Source organism: Dysgonomonas sp. Marseille-P4677 (genome assembly GCF_016652235.1).
Taxonomy (GTDB): Bacteria; Bacteroidota; Bacteroidia; order Bacteroidales; family Dysgonomonadaceae; genus Dysgonomonas.
Genome location: NZ_JAEPKU010000070.1, coordinates 1 through 22,049 on the forward strand (window position 1 = coordinate 1; position 22,049 = coordinate 22,049).

The following is a 22,049-nucleotide window of genomic DNA, read 5'->3' on the forward strand; positions in this document are numbered from 1 at the left end:
CTTATAATCCATCTGATTATAAGCTTTTTTAAATTATTTTTTTTCTGATAACTAATTAATAATCTTTTACTTCCCAACCTAGAGCGCTAGCACCAAGTACAGCTGCATCACTCTCTTTAAGCTCTGACATCAATAGTTTAATTTTATTTCTATAGATAGGAAGCATATTTTCTTCCATATGTTTACGAACCGGATCGAAAATTAACTTACCGGCTTTAATTAGTCCACCAAATAATATAATAGCCTCAGGACTTGAGAATGCTACAAAATCAGCAAATGATTCACCTAATATCTGGCCTGTATATTCGAATATTTCTTTAGCCAGTTTATCTCCTTTTACAGCAGCATCATAAACATCTTTCGACGTTATTTCTTGAGGATTCAGTTCTCTTAATAAACTTGGATCTTTTCTTGTTTCAAGGTATTCTCTAGCTGTACGGGCTACTCCGGTTGCCGAACTATACGTTTCTAAACAACCTTTCTTTCCGCAACCACATTGACGTCCTTCACGAATAGCTGTTGTATGTCCCAATTCACCGGCAAAACCATCATGTCCGTATACCAATTGACCATTTACTACGATACCACTACCAACACCTGTACCAAGAGTTATCACGATGAAATCTTTCATTCCTCGAGCTGCACCATAAGTCATTTCTCCAATAGCAGCAGCATTAGCATCATTGGTAAGAGCCACAGGAATATTTAATCTATCAGTAAGCATTTGAGCTAAAGGAATTACTCCTTTCCAAGGTAAATTTGGCGCAAATTCAATACAACCAGTAAAATAATTACCATTAGGCGCACCAACCCCGATTCCTTTAATATTACCGGAGCCACCGACTTGGTCTATTATTTCCTGAACACCTTCTGAAAGATGAGCTACATATTCGTTGATTTCTTTGTATGTGCCAGTTTTGATTGATCCTTGATTAATAATGTGTCCACGTTTGTCGACTACACCAAAAACAGAGTTAGTTCCACCGATATCGATTCCAATAGCATATGGTTTTTCCATGATTTTATTTTATGTTAATTCAATATTGAAATTATTATTCTAATTAATGTGTACAAATATAATTAATTCTGAGAGAAAATAAGGCCTTAAAAGACTAATAATATAATACATATAGTTTTTTTGCTAACTATATTATAAATATTTTAAGTATGACTCTAAAACTTTATTTGCAGCAGCAAACGAACTTATTTTAGAATTAAGCACATCTTGCTCAAGAGTCTTTAATTGTTCTTGTACTTGTGCATTATTATAAAAGTTGCTTTTCAATCTTTCATTTATTGTTTCATACATCCAGAATCTCGATTGGGTATTACGTCTATACTCAAAAAATCCATTCTTTTTGACAAAATCAATATATTCATCAATCATACTTAATACTTCTTCAATACCAATTTCGTAATATCCTGAATAAGTAAGAACCTTAGGTGCCCAGCCAGAATCGGGTAGGGGGAACAAATGAAGAGCATTTTGGAAGTGTGACTGAGCTAAACGAGACTTCTCAACATTATTTCCATCTGCTTTATTTATTACTATACCATCAGCCATTTCCATTATTCCTCGTTTTATACCTTGTAATTCATCTCCAGTTCCTGCTAATTGGATAAGAAGAAAGAAGTCTACCATTGAATGTACAGCAGTTTCTGATTGACCAACACCAACCGTTTCGACTATAATACGATTAAAACCAGCAGCTTCACATAATATAATTGTTTCTCGTGTTTTACGAGCAACTCCACCAAGAGAACCAGCTGAAGGGGAGGGACGAATGAAGGCATTCTTTTCTATAGAAAGTCGCTCCATACGTGTTTTATCTCCTAAAATACTACCGCGACTGACTTCGCTAGATGGATCTATTGCCAATACGGCAAGTTTATTGCCTCCTTTTAGAATATGCATCCCAAAAGAGTCTATTGAAGTACTTTTTCCAGCGCCAGGGACACCAGTTATACCTATACGAACAGAATTTCCGGTATAAGGCAGACATTTCTCAATAACTTCTTGTGCTATAATCTGATGTTCTTGTTTAGAACTTTCAATTAATGTTACAGCCTGCCCAAGAATAGAAATATTTCCCTTCAAAATACCTTCGACGTATTCTGAAACAGTATATACTTTACGTTTAAATTTTTTGAAATTATTTAAATAAGGATTTACTGTAGGTTGTTCTGATATTCCTTTATTCACTCGTAATCCTTGGAATTGATCGTCGTTTTCAAAATGTTCCATATGTAGGCAAGTAGCTAAGCTCTAAAATAATAATCTATTTATACAATTAAACATAATAATAATTATATAACAAATTGTATTGGTAAGATCTATGCTATTATTTTAATATACATTAATACTAATTCTTTCCTACAAAAATACTCAATTTTTACGTACTTATCTAGAGTCTGTTTTATTTAATGAATTTTTCAATATAATTAATAGCTTCATCAAACGTTTTATTTTCTTCTTTTAATAAAGAGTTTGGTATTCTTAGAGTAAAATATCCTTTTTCAAAAGAATAATAAGTTCTTTTTAAATCAGCTAGAGCCTGTTTATAACTGTAATTATGGTGTTGCCCATCAACTTCAATATTAATTTTTGCGGAAGGAATGGCTATATCAACAGTTTTATAACCGTCAAATTTCTCTATGTGAGGTTTTATATTTCTTTCCTTTAAAGCAAAATATAGACGAATAGTTTCTTCTGTACTATCTAGTTCTTTTACCCAATTTTGACATTTTCTACATAATTGGACTCCAAAGTTTTTTATGGAATAGTTATAGACAATATCTTCTATTACACAATTACATTCTAAGCACTTGCTCTAAAATATTAAATTAAAATTAACATAATTGTATAAAAGACAAATAAAAAAGCCTGTAGAAATATCTACAGGCTTTTTGTTTTATATATACTCAAATAATTTATAAAGCATTAAGATCCTTATCTATAGCATCTAATTCTTTTGATTTATCAATATTGAGTAAACTCAAATTGTAATATACATTCTGAAGCTTCATCAATGCTGGTCTTAAATCAAGACTGTCAGCACCTCTTGCTTTCAAAATATCGCGATATTTTTCTAAATACGGTAGCGATTTTATATATAATTCTGAAGTTTCTTTATCCATTTCGGCCTGCTCTCTTCTATTTGTAGATTGGCCGGCTTTTTCTTTCATATCCTGAGCTTTCAGTACATAAAGTACTCCTAAACCTTCCAATGCTCTCTCACAGTTAGCATCAGCAGCCAGTGCTTTTTCATATGCAGGCTCTGCACTTGCATAATCTTTTTGTTCTGAATATAATGAAGCTTTAACACTCATCAAATCACAAGTATTGCTAGGATCGTTAGCTATAGCCTGGTCCAGATATGCAAGAGCCTCATTAGTTTTTCCTCCTCTGATAAACTCATTAATCAAATTTGGTGTAAAATATTTATTTTTAGGGAATTTCTCTGCGCCTTGACGTAATGTAGTTACGTATGAAACACTATCTTCTGCTTGTTGATATTCACTAGCTAGTAATTCGTAAACGTCACTTTCTTTATATGTACTATTTTGAATATATGGCTCAGCGATTATCTTTTTCAATAGCTTTATTGAACGTGGATGATCTTTAGATTGTATTGAGCTGATAATTGCATAATACTTAATAGTTTGATAAGTTGTATCTTGCAAGTTAAAATCAGCCTGAGAATCTGCAAACATTGCTAATGTAGGAAGTTCCCAATATCTTTCGAAGAAATCAGCTGCTTTCTTATAATCTTGTTTATCATTGTAAAAAACACCACCATTTATATAGAATCTATGGCCGTCTCTCATATTTTTCACAATATCCTTTCTAACTTTATTTTTCACTTTTCCTTTTTCATCAGGTACTTCGCCTAATTCATCAGCTTTAATGTATGGATCATACATATTGTACAAACCAATATACATAGCTTCCTCATTTCCACCTTTTCCTGTTATTTCCTTTTGCATTTCCAAAGTACGTTCATCGTCAAAGGCTTTGAATTCAATATCTCCGGCAAGTTTCCAAGTTTCGGGATCATTAGTAGTTTCTGGATCTGTTAGCGCCGGCTTAATAAGCTCCCTCGCCTCCGAAACACTACTTTTCATCGCATTTTTAGCATCTTTCACTGCTTTTTTCTGAGCGAATGAAAGGCCTGTAAGCAAGCATAATGATGTTACTAATAATATACGTTTCATAAATCACTTATTTTTAAAATTATTTTATTCGTTCGAGTCTGTACCGTTTGTATTATCTATATCGTTGTCGAGGATTTCTACATCTTCAATATCCTCTGATTCTGTCTCTGATTCAACCTTACAAATAGAAGCAATTTGATCGTTTCTTTTACCCAAATTGATGAGCCTAACTCCTTGAGTAGCCCTTCCCATAGTGCGAATATCCGAAACTTTTAGACGAATTGTAATGCCAGACTTGTTAATAATCATTAAATCGTTATCGTCAGTCACACTATTTATCGAAACTAGCTTACCTGTTTTATCCGTAATATTAAGAGTCTTAACACCTTTTCCACCTCTACTAGTTATACGATATACAGGCACAATATCTCCGTTTTCATCGATAATATCATTACCATCATCATCTTTTTCATTCAGATTGGTACGTTTTCCATATCCTTGCTCCGATACAACCATTATAGTCTCATTAGCCTGTGCTTCTTTCGACATCGCTAACATACCAATGATTTCATCCTGCCCGTCTTCATCGATACGCATGCCTCGAACACCTGTTGCTGTACGCCCCATCTCACGGACATCTTTCTCATTGAAACGAATTGCCCGGCCATTTCTATTAGCTAATAATATCTCGCTATTCCCATCTGTCATAAGTACTTCTATCACTCTATCATCTTCACGTATAGTAATAGCGTTTACCCCATTTTGACGAGGACGAGAATAAGCTTCCAGTCTTGTTTTCTTTATTACTCCCTGTTTAGTACAGAATATGAGATAATGACTGTTTATAAATTCTGTATCGCTGAAACCTCTTACTCTTACAAAAGCTGTTACTTTATCATCCGACTCTATATTTAACAGATTTTGTATAGCTCTTCCTTTTGAACTCTTAGTTCCTTCCGGAATATCAAATACACGCAACCAAAAACATTTGCCTTTTTGGGTAAAAAGCAACATGTAATTGTGCATTGATGCCGGATATATATGCTCAATGAAGTCTGCATCACGTGTTTCTGAGCCCTTAGCTCCCACTCCACCTCTATTTTGAGCTCTAAATTCAGATAGAGGAGTACGTTTGATATAGCCCAAATGAGAAATAGTAATAATCATTTCATCATTTGCATAAAAATCCTCAGGATTTAATTCTTCAGAAGCATATACAATCTCAGTACGACGCTTATCTCCGTATTTATCTCTTACTTCAATCAATTCATCAGTAATAACCTTCATACGAAGGTCTTCATTAGCAAGAATCTCATTTAAGTAAGCAATCAGTTTCAATATTTCTTCATACTCATTGCGTAACTTATCCTGCTCCAGACCGGTCAATTGTCTTAGACGCATCTCAACAATCGCACGAGCTTGAATTTCTGACAATTGAAACTTACTCATCAAACTATCTATCGCTTCCTGTGGAGACTTAGAGGCTCTGATAATAGCAATAACTTCATCTATGTTATCTGACGCAATAATCAATCCTTCCAGAATATGCGCACGTTCTTCTGCTTTACGTAGATCATAGGTAGTTCTACGAATTACGACATCGATTCGATGCTCTACAAACAAAGAAATCATATCCTTGAGAGTCAGAACTCTAGGACGCCCTTTAACAAGAGCAATATTATTTACACTAAACGAAGATTGAAGTGCTGTAAGCTTATATAATTTATTTAAGACAACATTTGCATTTGCATCGCGTTTTATATCAACAACAATACGCATACCTTGACGATCCGACTCATCATTTACATTGCTGATGCCTTCCAGTCTCTTTTCACCGACAAGATCTGCTATGTGCTTTATTAGTTCAGCTTTATTAACTAAATACGGAATCTCGGTAATAACAATTTTTTCGTGATTACCTTCCATCTCTATTTCTGCACGTCCACGCATAACAATGCGTCCGCGACCGGTTTCAAAAGCATCAGTAACACCTTGATAACCATATATAAATCCACCAGAAGGAAAATCTGGGGCTTTGATATACTGCATCAACCCAGCAGTATCGATGTCATTATTTTCGATATAAGCAATAATCGCATTGATAGACTCCGTCATATTATGAGGAGCCATATTTGTAGCCATACCTACAGCAATACCGGAAGCACCATTAATAAGAAGATTCGGTATGCGAGTTGGTAGAACAGTAGGCTCTTTCAAAGTATCATCGAAGTTTAATTGAAAATCGACTGTTTCTTTGTCGATATCTTTCAACATTTCTTCTGCCAAACGGCTCAATCTAGCCTCTGTATAACGCATGGCAGCAGGCATATCACCATCAACACTACCCATATTACCTTGTCCGTCTACTAACAAATAACGCATACTCCATTCCTGAGCCATACGTATCATAGCGAAATATACAGATGAGTCACCATGTGGGTGATACTTACCTAATACTTCCCCTACTATTCTCGCTGACTTTTTATGCGGTTTATTAGATGCATTTCCTAGTTCGCTCATACCAAAAAGGATACGGCGGTGAACGGGTTTGAAGCCATCCCTTACATCAGGTAAGGCCCTTGATACAATAACCGACATTGAATAGTCAATGTAGGCCGATTTCATCTCGTCTTCGATGTTGATCTTAATAATTCTGTCCTCTGCTTCTGCCATTATTTTAAGATAAAATTTTTATTCTCAAATATTTGTGAAGTACCTTTTGATTAAGGTATTTTCTAGTGTTTAAAAAACATGCTAAGATACAAATTTTGTTTGTATTAAGAAAATATAATGATGCAAAAAAGCCTGATGAATTTAGTCTACATCAGGCTTTTCTTACAATTATACAATCAAGGAATTATTCGTCTTTTCCGTGACAGTTTTTATATTTTTTACCGCTTCCACAAAAACAAGGATCGTTGCGTCCGGGTTTTTTATCTACATGTACCGGAGAAATTTTTGGACGGTCGGGACCTTGTTGCGGAGCACGTTGTTGAGTAGCTTCTCCATCCACGTCACTCTTTTCTGTACGATAACGGCTATAATCTGTTTTTTGTTCAGGAGCGGCCTGACGTACTTGTTCTGGCTCACGTACAGGTATCTGACCACGCATAAGAATTGTTACAGCCTTACTATTGACACCATTAAGCATCGATTTGAACAGAGTAAATGATTCTAACTTGTAGATCAATAACGGATCTTTCTGCTCATAACTTGCATTCTGCACCGAATGACGAAGTTCATCCATTTCGCGTAGATGCTCTTTCCATTCTTCGTCGATAGTATGGAGTACAATTGCTTTTTCAAACGATTTGATAATATCTTTAGATTGACTGTCGTATGCTTCTTTCAGGTTACAAGAAATGTTGTATACACGCTTTCCGTCAGTAATAGGAATTAATATATTCTCAAATTTATCTCCTTGTTCTTCAAACACTTGTTTTATAACCGGATTAGCTATTTCAGCTAGGCGATCCATTTTGAGTTTGAAGTTCTGTACGGCTTTATCATAAATCTTATCTACCATTGTATCCGATTTCATCGAACGGAAAGTAGGTTCATCGAATGGCATTTCAATAGCAAGGACACGAAGCAAATCTATCTTCAATCCTTCATAATCAAGATTATCAGCATATTGCTCTACAAGGTTGACAGCTGTATCATAGAACATATTTATAATATCGATTCCGATACGTTCACCCATCAAAGCATGGCGACGACGTTTGTAAATAACTTCACGTTGCGAATTCATAACATCGTCATATTCCAACAAGCGTTTACGGATACCAAAGTTATTTTCTTCAACCTTCTTCTGCGCACGTTCTACTGACTTACTCAGCATGTTATGCTCAAGCATTTCGCCTTCTTTGAAGCCCATGCGGTCCATCATACCAGCAATACGCTCCGATGCGAACAAACGCATTAAATCATCTTCTAACGAGATGTAAAATACCGAAGAACCCGGGTCTCCCTGACGTCCAGCACGACCTCGAAGCTGACGGTCTACACGTCGAGACTCATGTCTTTCTGTACCAATAATTGCTAAACCTCCGGCTTCTTTTACACTAGGAGCCAGTTTGATATCCGTACCACGACCCGCCATATTGGTTGCGATAGTAACAGCTCCGGCCTGTCCGGCTAATGCCACTACTTCGGCTTCACGTTGGTGTAATTTAGCATTCAGTACATTATGTTTGATCTTACGCATAGTAAGCATCTTACTAAGAAGTTCTGATATTTCTACCGAAGTAGTACCAACAAGTACGGCACGACCTTCTTCTACCAGTTTTTCTATTTCTTGTATGACCGCTGTATATTTTTCACGTTTAGTCTTATAGATACGGTCATTCATATCCTTACGAGCAATCGGCCTGTTTGTAGGGATGACAACTACATCCAATTTGTAGATATTCCACAACTCTCCAGCTTCTGTTTCTGCTGTACCTGTCATACCCGAAAGCTTGTGGTACATACGGAAATAATTCTGTAGCGTAATCGTTGCAAATGTTTGTGTAGCAGCTTCTACTTTTACACGTTCTTTTGCTTCTATAGCCTGATGTAATCCATCCGAGTAACGACGACCATCCATTATACGGCCTGTTTGCTCGTCTACAATCATTACTTTATTATCCATTACTACATACTCATCATCTTTTTCGAACAAAGCGTATGCTTTAAGTAATTGATTGACTGTGTGTACACGTTCCGATTTGATGGAATAGCTTTGCATCAATTCGTCTTTTTTCTCAGCTTTTTGACTATCGTTTAATGATTGATTCTCTAATTCGGAAAGTTGTGAACCAATATCAGGTAATACAAAGAACAATGGGTCATCCGAATTACCGGTAAGTAAATCTATACCTTTATCTGTTAATTCGATGCTGTTGTTTTTTTCATCAATAACAAAATACAGATCATCAGTAACAATATGCATATTACGCATCTGTTCTGCCATATAATGCTCTTCGGTTTTCAGCATCGAGGCCTTGATACCTGGTTCACTCAAAAATTTAATGAGTGGTTTATTTTTAGGAAGTCCTTTAAATGATCGGTAAAGTAATAAGCTACCTTCTTCTTGCTCTTTCTTATCTTCTGAAGCCATTTTAGCTTTTGCTTCAGCTAATAATTTCGTACAAAGATCTCTTTGTGCTTTTACAATAATCTCTACACGAGGACGAAATTCTTCAAACAATTGTTGTTCGCCTCTTGGTATAGGACCAGAAATAATCAATGGCGTACGTGCATCGTCAATCAATACAGAGTCAACCTCGTCCACAATTGCATAATTATGTTTGCGTTGTACAAGATCTGAAGGATTAATTGCCATATTGTCACGTAGGTAGTCGAAACCAAACTCATTGTTTGTACCAAATGTAATATCAGCCTGATATGCCTGACGACGACCTTCCGAGTTAGGTTGATGTTTATCTATACAGTCTACAGAAAGTCCGTTGAACATATAAATAGGTCCCATCCATTCCGAGTCACGTTTTGCAAGGTAATCATTTACTGTTACCACATGTACACCATTACCCGTAAGAGCATTAAGAAAGACAGGAAGTGTACCTACCAATGTTTTACCTTCCCCTGTAGCCATCTCGGCAATTTTACCTTTATGAAGCACAACCCCTCCAAATAACTGTACATCGTAATGAATCATATCCCATACAATTTCATTACCTCCGGCTACCCAATGGTTGTAATATATAGCCTTATCACCATCTATATCGACAAAATCGTGTGTTTCGGCCAATAATTTATCAAATTCTGTTGCAGTAACAACAATTTCTTCGTTTTGAGTGAATCGGCGTGCTGTATCTTTTACAATTGAAAATACTTCAGGCATAACCTTTTCAAGTATTTCTTCGTATTTTTCTGTTATTTCCTTTTCTAATTTATCTACTTCAGCCCAAACTTCTTCACGCTTATCTATTTCAAGCGTTTCTACACTTGCTTTTAATTCGGCAATCTTATTTTGTTCTGTTGCAACATAATCTTGAATCTGTTGCTTTATTTCAATTGTTTTGGCACGCAATTCGTCATGAGAAAGCTTTTCTATTGACGGATATACGGCTTTAATGCGCTCTACATACGGACTAACTTCTTTTGAGTCACGTTGAGCTTTGTTTCCAAATAATGATGATAAAATATCAGCGAATCCCATATATTTAAGTTTTTATTTTTTTCTAATATTCATTCTAATTGTACTATAATAATTCCGATAATGCTTGCTCCCTAGCTGCATTGGGCGATCGAATTCGCATAATATATGATACTGTAGGAGCTATTTCGGTTGCTTTTATAGTTCTTTTTATTTTTTCCGGCTTAATACCATTTCCGAAAAATATAACAGGACAAACTACAGCATTGTTGCGAACCTGTTTTTCTTTAAAGTTAGGATCTTGTTCATTTACGATCTTATATCCCGGTTGCAGTTCGACAAAAAGATCTCCACAAGTTTCTTTAGTATAACCATTTCTGTAGTATTCCATTACAGGATTCCATTGGCCATGTTGTATTTGATAAGAAGTATAAACCTCTTGCACTCCTGTAAATTCAGATACAAATTCAGCTGCTTTATCCTGAATCTCTTGTAATGATATTTCTTTTTGTTTAATCAGCTCCTTATTAAGATAGATCTGCCCATTATAGAACTTATCCACCCATTTGTTATCTTTGCCATATATGGCCATAAGATACATATTTAGTAAGGCTTCGCAACGATTGACATAGAACTTATTGTCCGGTACATTCTGTTCTCCCTTAAAGGCTGATTCATTTGAATTGTAATATCCTGTAGATGTTACAAAAATAAGGGTGTTCTTTAATCCAACAGTTTTATCTATTTCATCAAGCAAAATACCTATCTCTCTATCTAATCTAGCGTAGGTGTCCTGTATTTCAAATGAGTAATCAGATATACTTGAAAAGTTCCCTGCATAAAAGGTTAGAGAAAGAAAATCGGGACTGGTACGTTTTCCTAAATCAGCTTTTGTCAAAACTTTTACCGCTGTATTTCGTACATTTTCATTCACAGCCGGTGTTTGCTTAGCCTTAATATATGTCGCTTTGTCAGTACCCATATTATGCATGAACGAAGTCATATTTTGCATATACGGGAACGCTTTATAATCTTTTACACTAAGCAGAGGAGTCCATTGCATCCCCCATGCTTTTACCGAAAAATCGGCTCCGCTACGATTGTCCTGATCAACTGTCCAATAGAAGTTTTTATAATAGGTTGTAGAAGCCCACTTTCCTGTATAATCATCGATCCAATAGGCTGTATTACCTTTCTGTCCGGCTGTGATCAGGGCTTGTGATATCTGAGGTGCAAAAGAATATACATCTGAAGCCCCACGCGATGCATCTTTCAATTCATCGGTTATTGTAGATGCTTTTAGAGCTAAGGGAGAAACGTTATCCTGTGTGTAATTACCCAAATATGAAGGGTCTGAAAATGTAGAAATCTCTTGTTGCTTGAAAGCCAAATATTTCTTATTCCCCACAATACCATGATAAAAAGGGGTTGTACCTGTGTATATGGTAGCAATAGCGGAAGCATCATCCAGATTAGGAATATCGAATCTTATATTCTGATACACCAATCCTTCATTGAGCAGGCGTTTAAATCCTTTTTCGGTAAATGTATTCTGGAATAATTCGAGATAATCGCCTCTAAGTTGATCGATAGTGATACCAATAACCAACTTTGGCGTTTCACGCACAGTGGTTTGTGCATGAACAGATGTAATTGTTAGTACTGCGACTAAAGAGGTTATTATTCTTATCATCTCGTTCTTGGTAAGCTATAATCAGCTTTTCTCTTTGTTTTTCTTTGTTGCATAATATTCATTCCTGATCTTAAACCTAAGGATAAAATATACGGAATAAAGGCTATATCTAATTGTTGTGGTATCAAACACCATGCCAAAAGGAATGCCAAAAGTGCCACAAAGTTAATAAAATGATAATAATAAATGCACTTTGATAATGATTTTACAAAGAATAACAAAGCAACTATGATTTGAAGTGGGTTAAGCCATACTATATTCCAGTTTGGATTGGTACATGGATGCTCCGAAAAATACATTAGAAAGAAAATTATAAAACCGGAGATACCTGCGACAAAGAATAACAAAGTATCAAACGTTTTCCCTAGGGCAAACCATCTTTTCTTATAAGAAAAATAAGAGACAAGAATGGTTATAATCAATAATATTAGTCCTCCATAAAGAGGTGTTATCGGAAATTTATCTTTAAAAGGTGTTGGTTTCAATATTGTTGTAGTTGAAATCAACATATTTCGTTGTATACTATCACCCTGAATTGTTGCTCCTTGATAAGCATTCATCAGATATTCAGGTAAAAAATCTTTTTGCCTGTCTGTAATAGTTTTATCGGCTTCAGCCCCTATAACTAGATCTATACCAAACTCTACCCAAGGCTGTACACGAACACATTCTTTAACCAAGTCTCTGTATGTCTGTTCCTTATTTGTCGGAGTATATTTTATATTTCCTTTTATATTTTTTTCAATAATATCACGTGGACGAGTAGAACAATTATCATAAAAGTAATTATAACGATATACACGGTTTTCGAGCAGTGTATTAGTCATAAAAGCATCAAACATATTTTGCTTTTCCTCCTGAGTGAGATTAAAAATCTGTTCTACTACACCCACACCTCTTTCTTGCTGTTCCTCAATATAATATCGATAAGGGAAATTAGCCACCATATAATCGGTTTCACCTTTTATAAAAAGAAGTATGAAATTTTTCTTATTAATATTAAATATGCCAAAATTGAATACATAATCGATATTTTGTGCAGGGTCATTCACTCGAACTGAAGTGTGTCCAAATAAGGAATACACAGCTTCATCCCAAGGCGCGTTCGTAAGTAAACTTACCTGAGCAGAGTCACTTAGTATGATTTGCGGTTGTGAGATATTATTTTGGGAATTAGCTAATTGTGCAATACCCATAAAAAATATAAAAACAATTAATAATTTTCGCATCGTATATATTAATACATTAAGAAAATAAGGCCATAGATACTTATTTAATCTGCAAATATAGGATATAATGCTGAAAATAATTTACTAAATCATCTATTCATTCATATTTTATGTTGTGAATTTTACTTAAAAAACAACATATGTCATAGCTAAATAAAGGTATTAGTTGCTTTTATTTCTATTTTTGTTAGTGTTAAAATTTAAATAATATTTGAATTATGAAAAAAGGATTATTTGTTATTGTTTTATTATGTCTGGTAGGTTATGTGACAGCTCAGGATATACAATTAGTACCACCTACAAGGACTGGAGGCAAACCTTTGATGGACGCACTAAATGATCGGCAATCGAATCGTAATTTTGAAAAAAAGGATCTACCTGCCCAAACTTTGTCCGATTTGCTTTGGGCCGCTTATGGCTTCAACAGGGAGGATAAACGCACAGTTCCGTCATCTCAAAATAGACAGGAAGTAGATGTATATGTGATGTTTAGTGATGGGATATATTTTTATGACGCCAAAGAAAATAAGCTTATATTAAAGGAGAAGGGCGATTTCAGAACTGCTCTAGGGCAGCCCAATATTTCCAATAATGCGTCATTGTCTCTTATATATGTAATTAATCTGGATAAAAATAGCCGCGATGCAGGCCTTATGGATGCAGGATTCTCTATCCAAAATGTATATCTATATTGCTCATCTGTAGGTTTGGGTGCGGTTGCTCGCGGGTCATTTACCCGTCCCGATTTGCATAATGTGATGAAATTAACAGATAAACAAGAAGTTGCTCTTGTTCAAGCTGTTGGTTATATAAAACAATAAGACATTGAAAATAAAATAAAAAAACGCTGCGAAAATCTTTTGCAGCGTTTTTTTATTAATATACTAATTTAACATTATCTATCCAAAACTTACTATCTGTACTTCCTGTATACGCCCCACCGTTGCTAGATGAAAACTGTAAAATCAGATGAGTAATTTTTTCGTTTGGTAGTGCCCATGTAACTTCGTGTATGGGTACCATTTTCCCTTTACTGTTACGGGTGTAATAAGCCTGTTCTCCGCTTTTTAACTCCATATACTCAGCATAAAAACTCTTGGTAGAAATATCTCCGTAATGTAATTCCAATCTATGATTGTTTTGCCAGCTATCTACCGATTGCCCAAAGCGTTCCCAACCTGTAGCCACACGTTTAGCATAGATATTTCCATCGGCGTCCTCCCATCTGTTCTGCAAAAGAATTTGTACTTCTGCCATATCCTTCCGATCCAACTTTTTCTGCTTACTAAAGCCTGTAGACTGAATGCAATTACCTCCTGTAGTCACTTTATAGTCATATTGCAGAGCTTTGGGGTGCTTAGTAAATGGAATACCGGTAACAAGTTTCGATTGGGGGTTATTTGTATCTTTTATAGGCTCCAGCATTTCTCCTAAAAAAATAGTACCACTCGCTAACACATTGATATCAAAGAGTCCTAGCACCGTACACTTCTCTATACGAGTCTCTAAACGAGCACAATAATCATTATCTCTTTTTTCGGGAAATACAGTAATACTTGTTTTGGTTATTCCTTTCACTTTAGCCAGTACAGACGAAACGGCCCAAGGAGATACTGTATTCTTATAAGCTACGTCTTTTAGCGTATCACCTTTCACTATTTCATATAAATATTTAGTTTGTCCTCCGATTATTTTCGATTCTTTAATCTGCCGTACCATCCAATGACTCATATCTCCATAATTGATAGGCTCTACTATCTCTTTTTGAGCGTAAATATTTGATATAGAAAGTAAATATATTAAACTTATAATTTTTATGTTATTCTTCAATCTAGTCATAAATCCTCCTGATTTTAATATTAATAATACATTTTACGTTTTTCGATCATAATCTTGTCTTCTTTTTTAAGGCCTGCATTATAAAAGAAAATAGGCTCGTCATGATCGTTCAGATACATTCTTTTTTTTATTTTGAAATTCTTACTGACCAACGAAAGATCTGTATCGAAATAATTGCTATAAATATGAGCCATATCCAATATTGTATGGAAAGCAGCGTTTGTAGCTACCGGTTTTGTGCTATTATTGATAGCATTAATAACATCCACCGGATAGTTTTCTTTATATTGATCAGAGAACCATATAAACATTGGAATTTTCAATTGATAAAATGTAGGATTGGGAGATGCATGTAAAAAACGCTCGCGATTATCATCTAAAATATCTTCACCATGATCAGAAGCATAAAATAATGAGGAACATGCACCCGTTTCTGTAAGTAATTGTAAGACAGTATGTAAAAAATGATCAGTATAGAGAATAGTATTGTCATATGCGTTTACTAATACATCTTTTTCCGATCTTTTTATTTCTTTTATGTTATCGGGTGTAAACACTGCAAAATCTTCCGGATAGCGCTCTTTATAGTTAAAATGTGAACCATATGTATGAAGCACAACAAATAAGTTACCGGATATAGAATCAATATAGTGTTTCAATTTCGGCAGCAATATTTCATCAAGATTATTAGTTTTATCATTGAAATGTCTGTAATACTCCAAATAATCCGCTTCTTGTGCAAAATAATCTGTAAATGTGTGATTCGCTGACTGGTTTGAAATAAAAACTGTGGTAAATCCAACCTCTTTAAATGCCTCTATTATACTTTTCTGATGATAAATAATATTATAATCCTCGGCCGATGCCGTAGACATAATAATAGGTACGCTTTTGTGTGTTGTATTAGACTGTGTTATAGCGTCTTTGAAAAACACAATATTACTATCTTGCGAAAGATGAGGAGTAGTATTCCGTTCATATCCATAAAGTCCCCAATTTTCAGCACGACTGGTTTCGCCTATAATCAGAACATATATTTCTCTTTCATCTGCATTTTTCTCTTTATATGCATTGAATGTAAAGTCTCTGGATGTCTCTTGATATTGGCTACTACGCTTCCACTTATGTATGGCAAAGTCAAGATTATATAGAACATTGACAGGATAAACATCCTGATGCAAGGTAAAGGTATTTGTATCTTTATTCTTTGCCGTATAGCTTAATGCATACGAAAAGATTAAAATGGCGATTCCCGAAAAGAATATTTTTTTACGAATTGCACCATCCATAAAAACCTTTCTTTTAGTGGCTAGAAATGCAATAATTATGGTCGGAATATAAATAACTATAACAAATACAACAGAGGCGATTATACTATTTAAAACCTCGCCGGCTTCTGTCATATTGGTAGTTACGACGTTCAAAAACATATCTACAGCTATGACGTCTTCACCAAAAAGATAAAACACCACTATCTGAAAAGCATGCAGCACCAATAGAGGAAATAACAACAACTGTATCAATCCTATATTTTTAGATATTGTAAAAACAATACAGTAAACACCCAAGGGAAAGAGTATCAAAAGTAACTTACCCATGCTGGTTAGAGGCTCTGTAAACACCAATCCTACGTTAGGAATAATATTTACTATAATTAAAAGTATAAATAGTTTCTTAGGACTGGTTATAAAACCGTCCAAATGTTTTTTTAATTCCATGATTGTCTGATAACCTAAAATGCCTCGTTTATATTAAAGTAAAAAGCCGATTGCCCTTTTCCTATACCATAATCTAAACGAACATTGACTCTGTTTTTAAATTCCCAACGATATCCTATTCCAAATGTGGGCAAAGTATGTTTCCAATCGAAAGCAGAAAATTTAGGAAAAACGTTTCCTGCTCCGGCCCACACTACTGCACCACTCCGTCTATATATTTTTTGTCTCAATTCAACCTGTGTTTGTATCATTTTTTTATCCCGGTATTGTCCTATGTAATATCCTCGCATTTGATGCGAATCACCAGTCAATGCCAGCATATTCCACGAAGCATCTCCATTGTTAAAAATTCCTTGAAGATCGTAAGCAACAACAGCACCTTTCCATAGCTGGCGATAATAACGGAATATAAACTCAGATTTATTAAAATTATAAGTACTACCAAGAAATTTAGGATAGAAAATCTGTTCCAATTTTAGATAAAACCCGGAATATGGATTAGGGATGAAATCACGCGAATCGTATGAAAAAATAAGTCCACCTCCAATAGCAGTTGATTTATCCGATTCTCCATTCAAAAGACTGATATCATCGAAATCTTTCCCTTTTACATTTCTAAAGTTCGTTATGATTCCGAGATAAGTATCCTTTGTTATTTTTTTCAAGAAATCAAATTTTATTTCTGTTGTTAAATTATCAAACTCAGAATAATAATCTTTACGCCCCGCATCATATCCAATCCCCCAATATCTGCTTGGTTTGTATGAAAAATACATATCGGCATCAATCCTATATTTCAATTTAGGGAATAAAGTATTTCCACTTATACCAATAACATAAGCCCCTGTTGTCGTAATATCACCATACAGAGATACATTCGAAGGAGACATACTCAAATCTTCCCTATCTAGACGATATAAACCTGATGCAACTAATCCTAACCCCAATTTAGTATCGCTAGAATAATGGGGGCCACCTATTATTGAGAAGTCGAAACGCTTATCATTATTTACTTCGTTCGATTTTTCAAAATATTCAATCAAACGGCTGAATACATTCTTTTTTGCAATCTTCGTCGAATCCGATACAAACGAACCCTGGGCTATTAAAGTCCCATGACTACAAACTATTATTAAGATTACTAATACTTTACGCATATAAAACGAAATTAATTTCTTTTATCTGATATAACATAAGATTTCGTTATAAATCAAAGATTTATTTGCAAATTTTATATTATTTTAAACAAAAAGTATTTCTATATAAACAAAAAAAGACGACTCAAAGTTGAGTCGTCTCTCCAATATCTTCTTTTATCGAATCACACTTGTAATGCTCCAATTAATTCATTTACTGAATCTAAATTGTTTTTATCTAAATATTCAGCAATTCCGTCAACAACCTTCAACGATATTGTAGGATCTATAAAGTTATGTGTTCCTATTTGGATTGCTGATGATCCGGCAAGAATAAATTCGATGGCGTCTTGCCAACAAGATATTCCGCCCATACCTATAATCGGAATTTTTACCGCATTATAAGTCTGCCATACCATCCGCAAAGCTATAGGCTTTACACATGGCCCCGAAAGTCCTCCTGTAACTGTTGATAATACCGGCTTCCTTTTGTTTATATCAACAGCCATTCCCAATAATGTATTTATCAGAGACACAGAATCTGCTCCTTCTGCTTCTACAGCTCTGGCTATTTCAGTAATATCAGTTACGTTAGGCGATAATTTCACAATAAGGGTCTTATCCCAGACTTTTCTAACTGCTCTAGTTACATCTCCGGCCGAACAGGCAGATGTTCCAAAAGCCATTCCACCTTCTTTGACATTAGGACAGGAGATATTAAGTTCAATAGCTGGAATTTTATCTAATCCAACTAGTTTTTCACTACATTCTACATAATCTTCGATAGTGGACCCTGATACATTAACAATAACATTTGTATCAAAGTCTTTTATTTCGGGATAAATATTCGAAACGAAGTAATCAACACCCTTATTTTGCAGTCCCACAGCGTTTAACATGCCTGAAGGAGTTTCTGCCATACGCGGATAATCATTCCCTTGCCGATCCCGAATGGTAGTCCCCTTAACAAATATACCACCTATTCGCGACAGGTCAATAAAGTCTACATACTCTTTTCCATAGCCAAAAGTACCCGAAGCTGTCATTACGGGGTTCTTCAAATGTAGTTTACCGATGTTTACACCTAGTTTATCCATGTCAACTTTTCTATATTAAATACGGGACCCTCTGTACACACACAAATATTCCCTTCGCGAGTCTTTTCTACACAACACAAACATACGCCAAACCCGCATGCCATCATGTTTTCGAGCGATACCTCACAGTTTATTTTATTATCATTAGCATACCTTGCCACAGCTACCATCATAGGCTTAGGCCCACAGGTATAAATTGAAGAAAAACGAGTGTTTTTCAGTACCGAATGATTAGTAACATATCCCTTTTCCCCAAAACTTCCATCTTCAGTAGTACAATATACTTCTCCATACTTAGCAAATTCATCTAATTGGAGCAGATCGTTCTTTGATCGCGCTCCCAACAAAAATTTGGGATTAAATCCTTTTTCTTTCAGACAAGCACCCAAATAAAGCATCGGAGCAGTACCAACCCCTCCGCCAATTAGAAGCAGTTCTTGTGAAGTATTTTGTGCAGGAATTGAAAATGTGTTGCCTAATGGCAATAGCAGATTCACTATATCTCCCTTTCTATACTCACACATCTTTCTTGTACCGTCTCCAATTACCTGAACCAATAGCCACAGTTCATTTTTCTCCTTATCTACAAAATTTACAGAAATAGGACGTCTTAGATATGTAGTAGACGAACCATCAATTCTTACTTCTACAAATTGTCCGGGGAGCATATCCGGTAGAAGGGTATTGTCTGTGGTAGTTAGTTTAATGAGGCAATAGTTATGGTTTAGTTGGCTGTTATCGGAAACAACTAAATCCAGCATTTTTTTCATTTACCTAAGTCTTTTAGTGATGTAAATTTATTCAGGTACAAAGTTAGTAAAGTTTGACCTTATTAGAAAATCAGGATAGAATATAATTATGACAGGATTTTTTTATATCTTTATGATACAATACTAACCTGTAAATGGTCTTATATGATGGATTTTGGTTACAAAAATACATTATTCACCCTTATTTTCCTCAATATAAAGGATCGAGACCATTTTATCTTCACTCTTTGATAAAAAAATTACTTATTTAATCATTATTTATAAGTAGAACTACTATTTATCATGATCGTAAAAAACGTATCATTAAATATCTTTCTATACTCTTAATTACAATAACTTAAATATACAATATGGAATTACCATTCGCTGAATCGTGGAAAATCAAAATGATTGAACCCATTCGAAAAAGTACCCGCGAAGAACGGGAGACGTGGATCAATGAAGCTAAAAACAATGTATTTCAACTCAAATCTGAACAAGTATATATAGATCTCATAACAGATTCCGGTACAGGAGCTATGAGTGACCGACAATGGTCTGCAATGATGCTAGGTGATGAAAGTTATGCAGGAGCGTCATCTTATTATAATATGAAAGATATGATCACTCGTATCACCGGCTTCGATTATGTACTGCCCACCCATCAGGGAAGAGCTGCTGAGAACGTCTTATTTTCATGTTTGATAAAAGAAGGCGATGTATGCCCGGGGAATTCTCATTTCGATACCACAAAGGGGCATATTGAGTCCAGAGGGGCCATTGCTTTAGATTGTACAATAGATGAAGCTAAGAACACCCAGCTGGAAATACCATTTAAGGGAAATGTAGATATAAAAAAACTGGAAGCAGCTTTAAAAGAATATGGTGATCGAATACCTTTTATAATCGTTACTATCACTAATAACACTTGCGGTGGGCAACCTGTATCAATGGCAAACCTTCGTGAAACAAGAATTCTAGCGAATAAATACGGAAAACGTATCATATTCGATTCGGCTCGTTTTGCAGAAAATGCCTACTTCATCAAAACGCGCGAAAAGGGATTTGAAAAGAGAACTATAAAAGAAATATGTCTTGAGATCTTTTCTTATGCCGATGCCATGACCATGAGTGCCAAGAAAGATGCTATTGTGAATATGGGCGGTTTTATAGCAACTAATCTCAAAGAATGGTATGACGCTGCTAAGGTAAAAGGAATCGCTTATGAAGGCTTCACAACATATGGTGGTATGAATGGACGAGACATGAATGCATTAGCTATAGGACTTGATGAAAATACAGAATTTGATAATTTGGAAAGCCGTATCAAACAAGTTGAATATTTAGGAAAAAAGCTCGATGAATATGGAATTCCATATCAACGTCCGGCCGGAGGTCATGCCATATTTGTAGATGCAACAAAAGTACTGACACATGTACCTAGAGAACAATTCCCGGCTCAAACACTAACTGTCGAACTATATCTGGAGGCTGGCATCAGAGGTTGTGAGATAGGTTATATTCTGGCTGATAGAGATCCGATAACACGAGAGAATAGATTTGATGGTTTAGATCTATTGCGATTAGCAATTCCGAGGCGCGTATATACAGATAATCATATGAATGTAGTAGCTGCTGCATTAAAAAATATATATAATCGTCGCGAATCAATTACCAAAGGACTTAAAATTGTATGGGAAGCAGACTTATTAAGGCATTTTACTGTAGAACTCAAAAAAGTTGAATAATAAAGTTTAACTATTTTATTTAAATGATAAAAAGCGGTAATCTTTTATGAAGGATTATCGCTTTTATATTAAATGTTGGAAGAAAATTATTTTTATAATGGCTTATTATTGGCATCAAATGTTTCAAATGTATTATCTGTGTAATAAATAATTATTTTACTTATTTTACGCTCAGGTAATTTTTGATATACAACTGTTTGATTCAAAGAATCTTCATTCGATTTTACAGGCTGCTCAACTATAATTTCCTTGCGATATTCAGGCTCTTGCTGCGCAACAGGAGGAGATACGTAATTCTGAGAGAATAAATCCGGTTGGTTTTGATTAGGCGGATAATTATTCATTGATGCTTGCGGAATTGTCGAACTCTTTACAGCTTGTTCCGACGATTTATACATATTGCCATTTCCTGTTATCAGCCAATCTGGATTAATATTTTTCATATGGGATAATATCCGCGCCACCACATCTAAGCTGGGGTTGTTACGCCCATTTAATATATGCGATATCACAGCCCGACCTAATTGCAGTTTATCTGCAAATGCTGATGGTGTGAGTTGCTCACTTTCCATTATAAGCTTAATC

At 35.1% G+C, this 22,049-nt stretch carries 16 protein-coding genes; 2 read left to right on the forward strand and 14 right to left on the reverse strand.

Translation table 11 applies throughout. The features are described from left to right. Nucleotides 1–55 precede the first annotated feature (55 nt). The 8 genes from JGH11_RS12375 to JGH11_RS12410 all read right to left on the reverse strand — a co-directional run bounded on the left by JGH11_RS12375 (nt 56) and on the right by JGH11_RS12410 (nt 13,177). The gene (locus JGH11_RS12375) at nt 56–1,018 is read right to left on the reverse strand and encodes an ROK family protein (protein ID WP_201112194.1); all 963 of its coding nucleotides are present in this window, start codon (nt 1,016–1,018) and stop codon (nt 56–58) included. A gap of 132 nt (nt 1,019–1,150) precedes the next feature. Beyond that, on the reverse strand, nt 1,151–2,245 hold the full coding sequence (gene meaB, locus JGH11_RS12380) for a methylmalonyl Co-A mutase-associated GTPase MeaB (RefSeq protein ID WP_201112196.1): 1,095 nt from the start codon (nt 2,243–2,245) through the stop codon (nt 1,151–1,153). Between the two features lie 172 nt (nt 2,246–2,417). Continuing rightward, nucleotides 2,418–2,804, reverse strand: a complete 387-nt coding sequence (locus JGH11_RS20570) for a DUF559 domain-containing protein (protein ID WP_201112230.1) — start codon at nt 2,802–2,804, stop codon at nt 2,418–2,420. A 127-nt stretch (nt 2,805–2,931) separates the two neighbouring features. Further along, the gene (locus JGH11_RS12390) at nt 2,932–4,215 is read right to left on the reverse strand and encodes a lipopolysaccharide assembly protein LapB (protein WP_201112198.1); all 1,284 of its coding nucleotides are present in this window, start codon (nt 4,213–4,215) and stop codon (nt 2,932–2,934) included. 24 nt (nt 4,216–4,239) lie between these two features. After that, on the reverse strand, nt 4,240–6,828 hold the full coding sequence (gene gyrA / locus JGH11_RS12395) for a DNA gyrase subunit A (RefSeq protein WP_201112200.1): 2,589 nt from the start codon (nt 6,826–6,828) through the stop codon (nt 4,240–4,242). Between the two features lie 184 nt (nt 6,829–7,012). Further along, entirely contained in the window at nt 7,013–10,318 is a 3,306-nt protein-coding gene (gene secA / locus JGH11_RS12400) for a preprotein translocase subunit SecA (protein WP_201112202.1), read from the reverse strand. 43 nt (nt 10,319–10,361) lie between these two features. Then, on the reverse strand, nt 10,362–11,948 hold the full coding sequence (locus tag JGH11_RS12405; protein WP_201112204.1) for an alkaline phosphatase family protein: 1,587 nt from the start codon (nt 11,946–11,948) through the stop codon (nt 10,362–10,364). Next, nucleotides 11,945–13,177, reverse strand: a complete 1,233-nt coding sequence (locus tag JGH11_RS12410; RefSeq protein WP_201112206.1) for a DUF4105 domain-containing protein — start codon at nt 13,175–13,177, stop codon at nt 11,945–11,947. Before JGH11_RS12410 ends, JGH11_RS12405 begins: the two co-directional genes overlap by 4 nt. Nucleotides 13,178–13,395: 218 nt before the next feature. Between JGH11_RS12410 and JGH11_RS12415 the strand changes: the two genes are divergently transcribed. Continuing rightward, nucleotides 13,396–13,998: a SagB/ThcOx family dehydrogenase gene (locus tag JGH11_RS12415; RefSeq protein WP_201112208.1), complete on the forward strand. Its 603-nt coding sequence runs from the start codon at nt 13,396–13,398 to the stop codon at nt 13,996–13,998. A gap of 55 nt (nt 13,999–14,053) precedes the next feature. On the opposite strand, the gene JGH11_RS12420 is transcribed toward JGH11_RS12415, so the two are convergent. The 5 genes from JGH11_RS12420 to JGH11_RS12440 all read right to left on the reverse strand — a co-directional run bounded on the left by JGH11_RS12420 (nt 14,054) and on the right by JGH11_RS12440 (nt 19,737). Beyond that, entirely contained in the window at nt 14,054–15,016 is a 963-nt protein-coding gene (locus JGH11_RS12420; protein WP_201112216.1) for a PCMD domain-containing protein, read from the reverse strand. A gap of 20 nt (nt 15,017–15,036) precedes the next feature. Continuing rightward, nucleotides 15,037–16,734, reverse strand: a complete 1,698-nt coding sequence (locus JGH11_RS12425; RefSeq protein WP_201112218.1) for a phosphoethanolamine transferase — start codon at nt 16,732–16,734, stop codon at nt 15,037–15,039. A gap of 14 nt (nt 16,735–16,748) precedes the next feature. Then, nucleotides 16,749–17,891 (reverse strand): BamA/TamA family outer membrane protein, encoded by a 1,143-nt coding sequence (locus JGH11_RS12430; protein ID WP_201112220.1) that lies wholly within the window; start codon nt 17,889–17,891, stop codon nt 16,749–16,751. Nucleotides 17,892–18,055: 164 nt separating this feature from the next. Then, entirely contained in the window at nt 18,056–18,967 is a 912-nt protein-coding gene (locus JGH11_RS12435) for a dihydroorotate dehydrogenase (RefSeq protein ID WP_201112222.1), read from the reverse strand. Continuing rightward, nucleotides 18,955–19,737 (reverse strand): dihydroorotate dehydrogenase electron transfer subunit, encoded by a 783-nt coding sequence (locus JGH11_RS12440; RefSeq protein ID WP_201112224.1) that lies wholly within the window; start codon nt 19,735–19,737, stop codon nt 18,955–18,957. Before JGH11_RS12440 ends, JGH11_RS12435 begins: the two co-directional genes overlap by 13 nt. Nucleotides 19,738–20,087: 350 nt before the next feature. Between JGH11_RS12440 and JGH11_RS12445 the strand changes: the two genes are divergently transcribed. Then, the gene (locus JGH11_RS12445) at nt 20,088–21,464 is read left to right on the forward strand and encodes a tryptophanase (protein WP_201112226.1); all 1,377 of its coding nucleotides are present in this window, start codon (nt 20,088–20,090) and stop codon (nt 21,462–21,464) included. 92 nt (nt 21,465–21,556) lie between these two features. On the opposite strand, the gene JGH11_RS12450 is transcribed toward JGH11_RS12445, so the two are convergent. Further along, entirely contained in the window at nt 21,557–22,048 is a 492-nt protein-coding gene (locus JGH11_RS12450) for a helix-turn-helix domain-containing protein (RefSeq protein ID WP_370567596.1), read from the reverse strand. Nucleotide 22,049: the final 1 nt, after the last annotated feature.

Excerpts from the sequence above, each read along its gene's own strand:
- JGH11_RS12375 (WP_201112194.1), bottom strand. The coding sequence starts at position 1,018 with ATGGAAAAACCATATGCTATTGGAATCGATATCGGTGGAACTAACTCT.
- meaB (WP_201112196.1), bottom strand. The coding sequence starts at position 2,245 with ATGGAACATTTTGAAAACGACGATCAATTCCAAGGATTACGAGTGAAT.
- JGH11_RS12390 (WP_201112198.1), bottom strand. The coding sequence starts at position 4,215 with ATGAAACGTATATTATTAGTAACATCATTATGCTTGCTTACAGGCCTT.
- gyrA (WP_201112200.1), bottom strand. The coding sequence starts at position 6,828 with ATGGCAGAAGCAGAGGACAGAATTATTAAGATCAACATCGAAGACGAG.
- secA (WP_201112202.1), bottom strand. The coding sequence starts at position 10,318 with ATGGGATTCGCTGATATTTTATCATCATTATTTGGAAACAAAGCTCAA.
- JGH11_RS12405 (WP_201112204.1), bottom strand. The coding sequence starts at position 11,948 with ATGATAAGAATAATAACCTCTTTAGTCGCAGTACTAACAATTACATCT.
- JGH11_RS12410 (WP_201112206.1), bottom strand. The coding sequence starts at position 13,177 with ATGCGAAAATTATTAATTGTTTTTATATTTTTTATGGGTATTGCACAA.
- JGH11_RS12415 (WP_201112208.1), top strand. The coding sequence starts at position 13,396 with ATGAAAAAAGGATTATTTGTTATTGTTTTATTATGTCTGGTAGGTTAT.
- JGH11_RS12420 (WP_201112216.1), bottom strand. The coding sequence starts at position 15,016 with ATGACTAGATTGAAGAATAACATAAAAATTATAAGTTTAATATATTTA.
- JGH11_RS12425 (WP_201112218.1), bottom strand. The coding sequence starts at position 16,734 with ATGGAATTAAAAAAACATTTGGACGGTTTTATAACCAGTCCTAAGAAA.
- JGH11_RS12430 (WP_201112220.1), bottom strand. The coding sequence starts at position 17,891 with ATGCGTAAAGTATTAGTAATCTTAATAATAGTTTGTAGTCATGGGACT.
- JGH11_RS12435 (WP_201112222.1), bottom strand. The coding sequence starts at position 18,967 with ATGGATAAACTAGGTGTAAACATCGGTAAACTACATTTGAAGAACCCC.
- JGH11_RS12440 (WP_201112224.1), bottom strand. The coding sequence starts at position 19,737 with ATGAAAAAAATGCTGGATTTAGTTGTTTCCGATAACAGCCAACTAAAC.
- JGH11_RS12445 (WP_201112226.1), top strand. The coding sequence starts at position 20,088 with ATGGAATTACCATTCGCTGAATCGTGGAAAATCAAAATGATTGAACCC.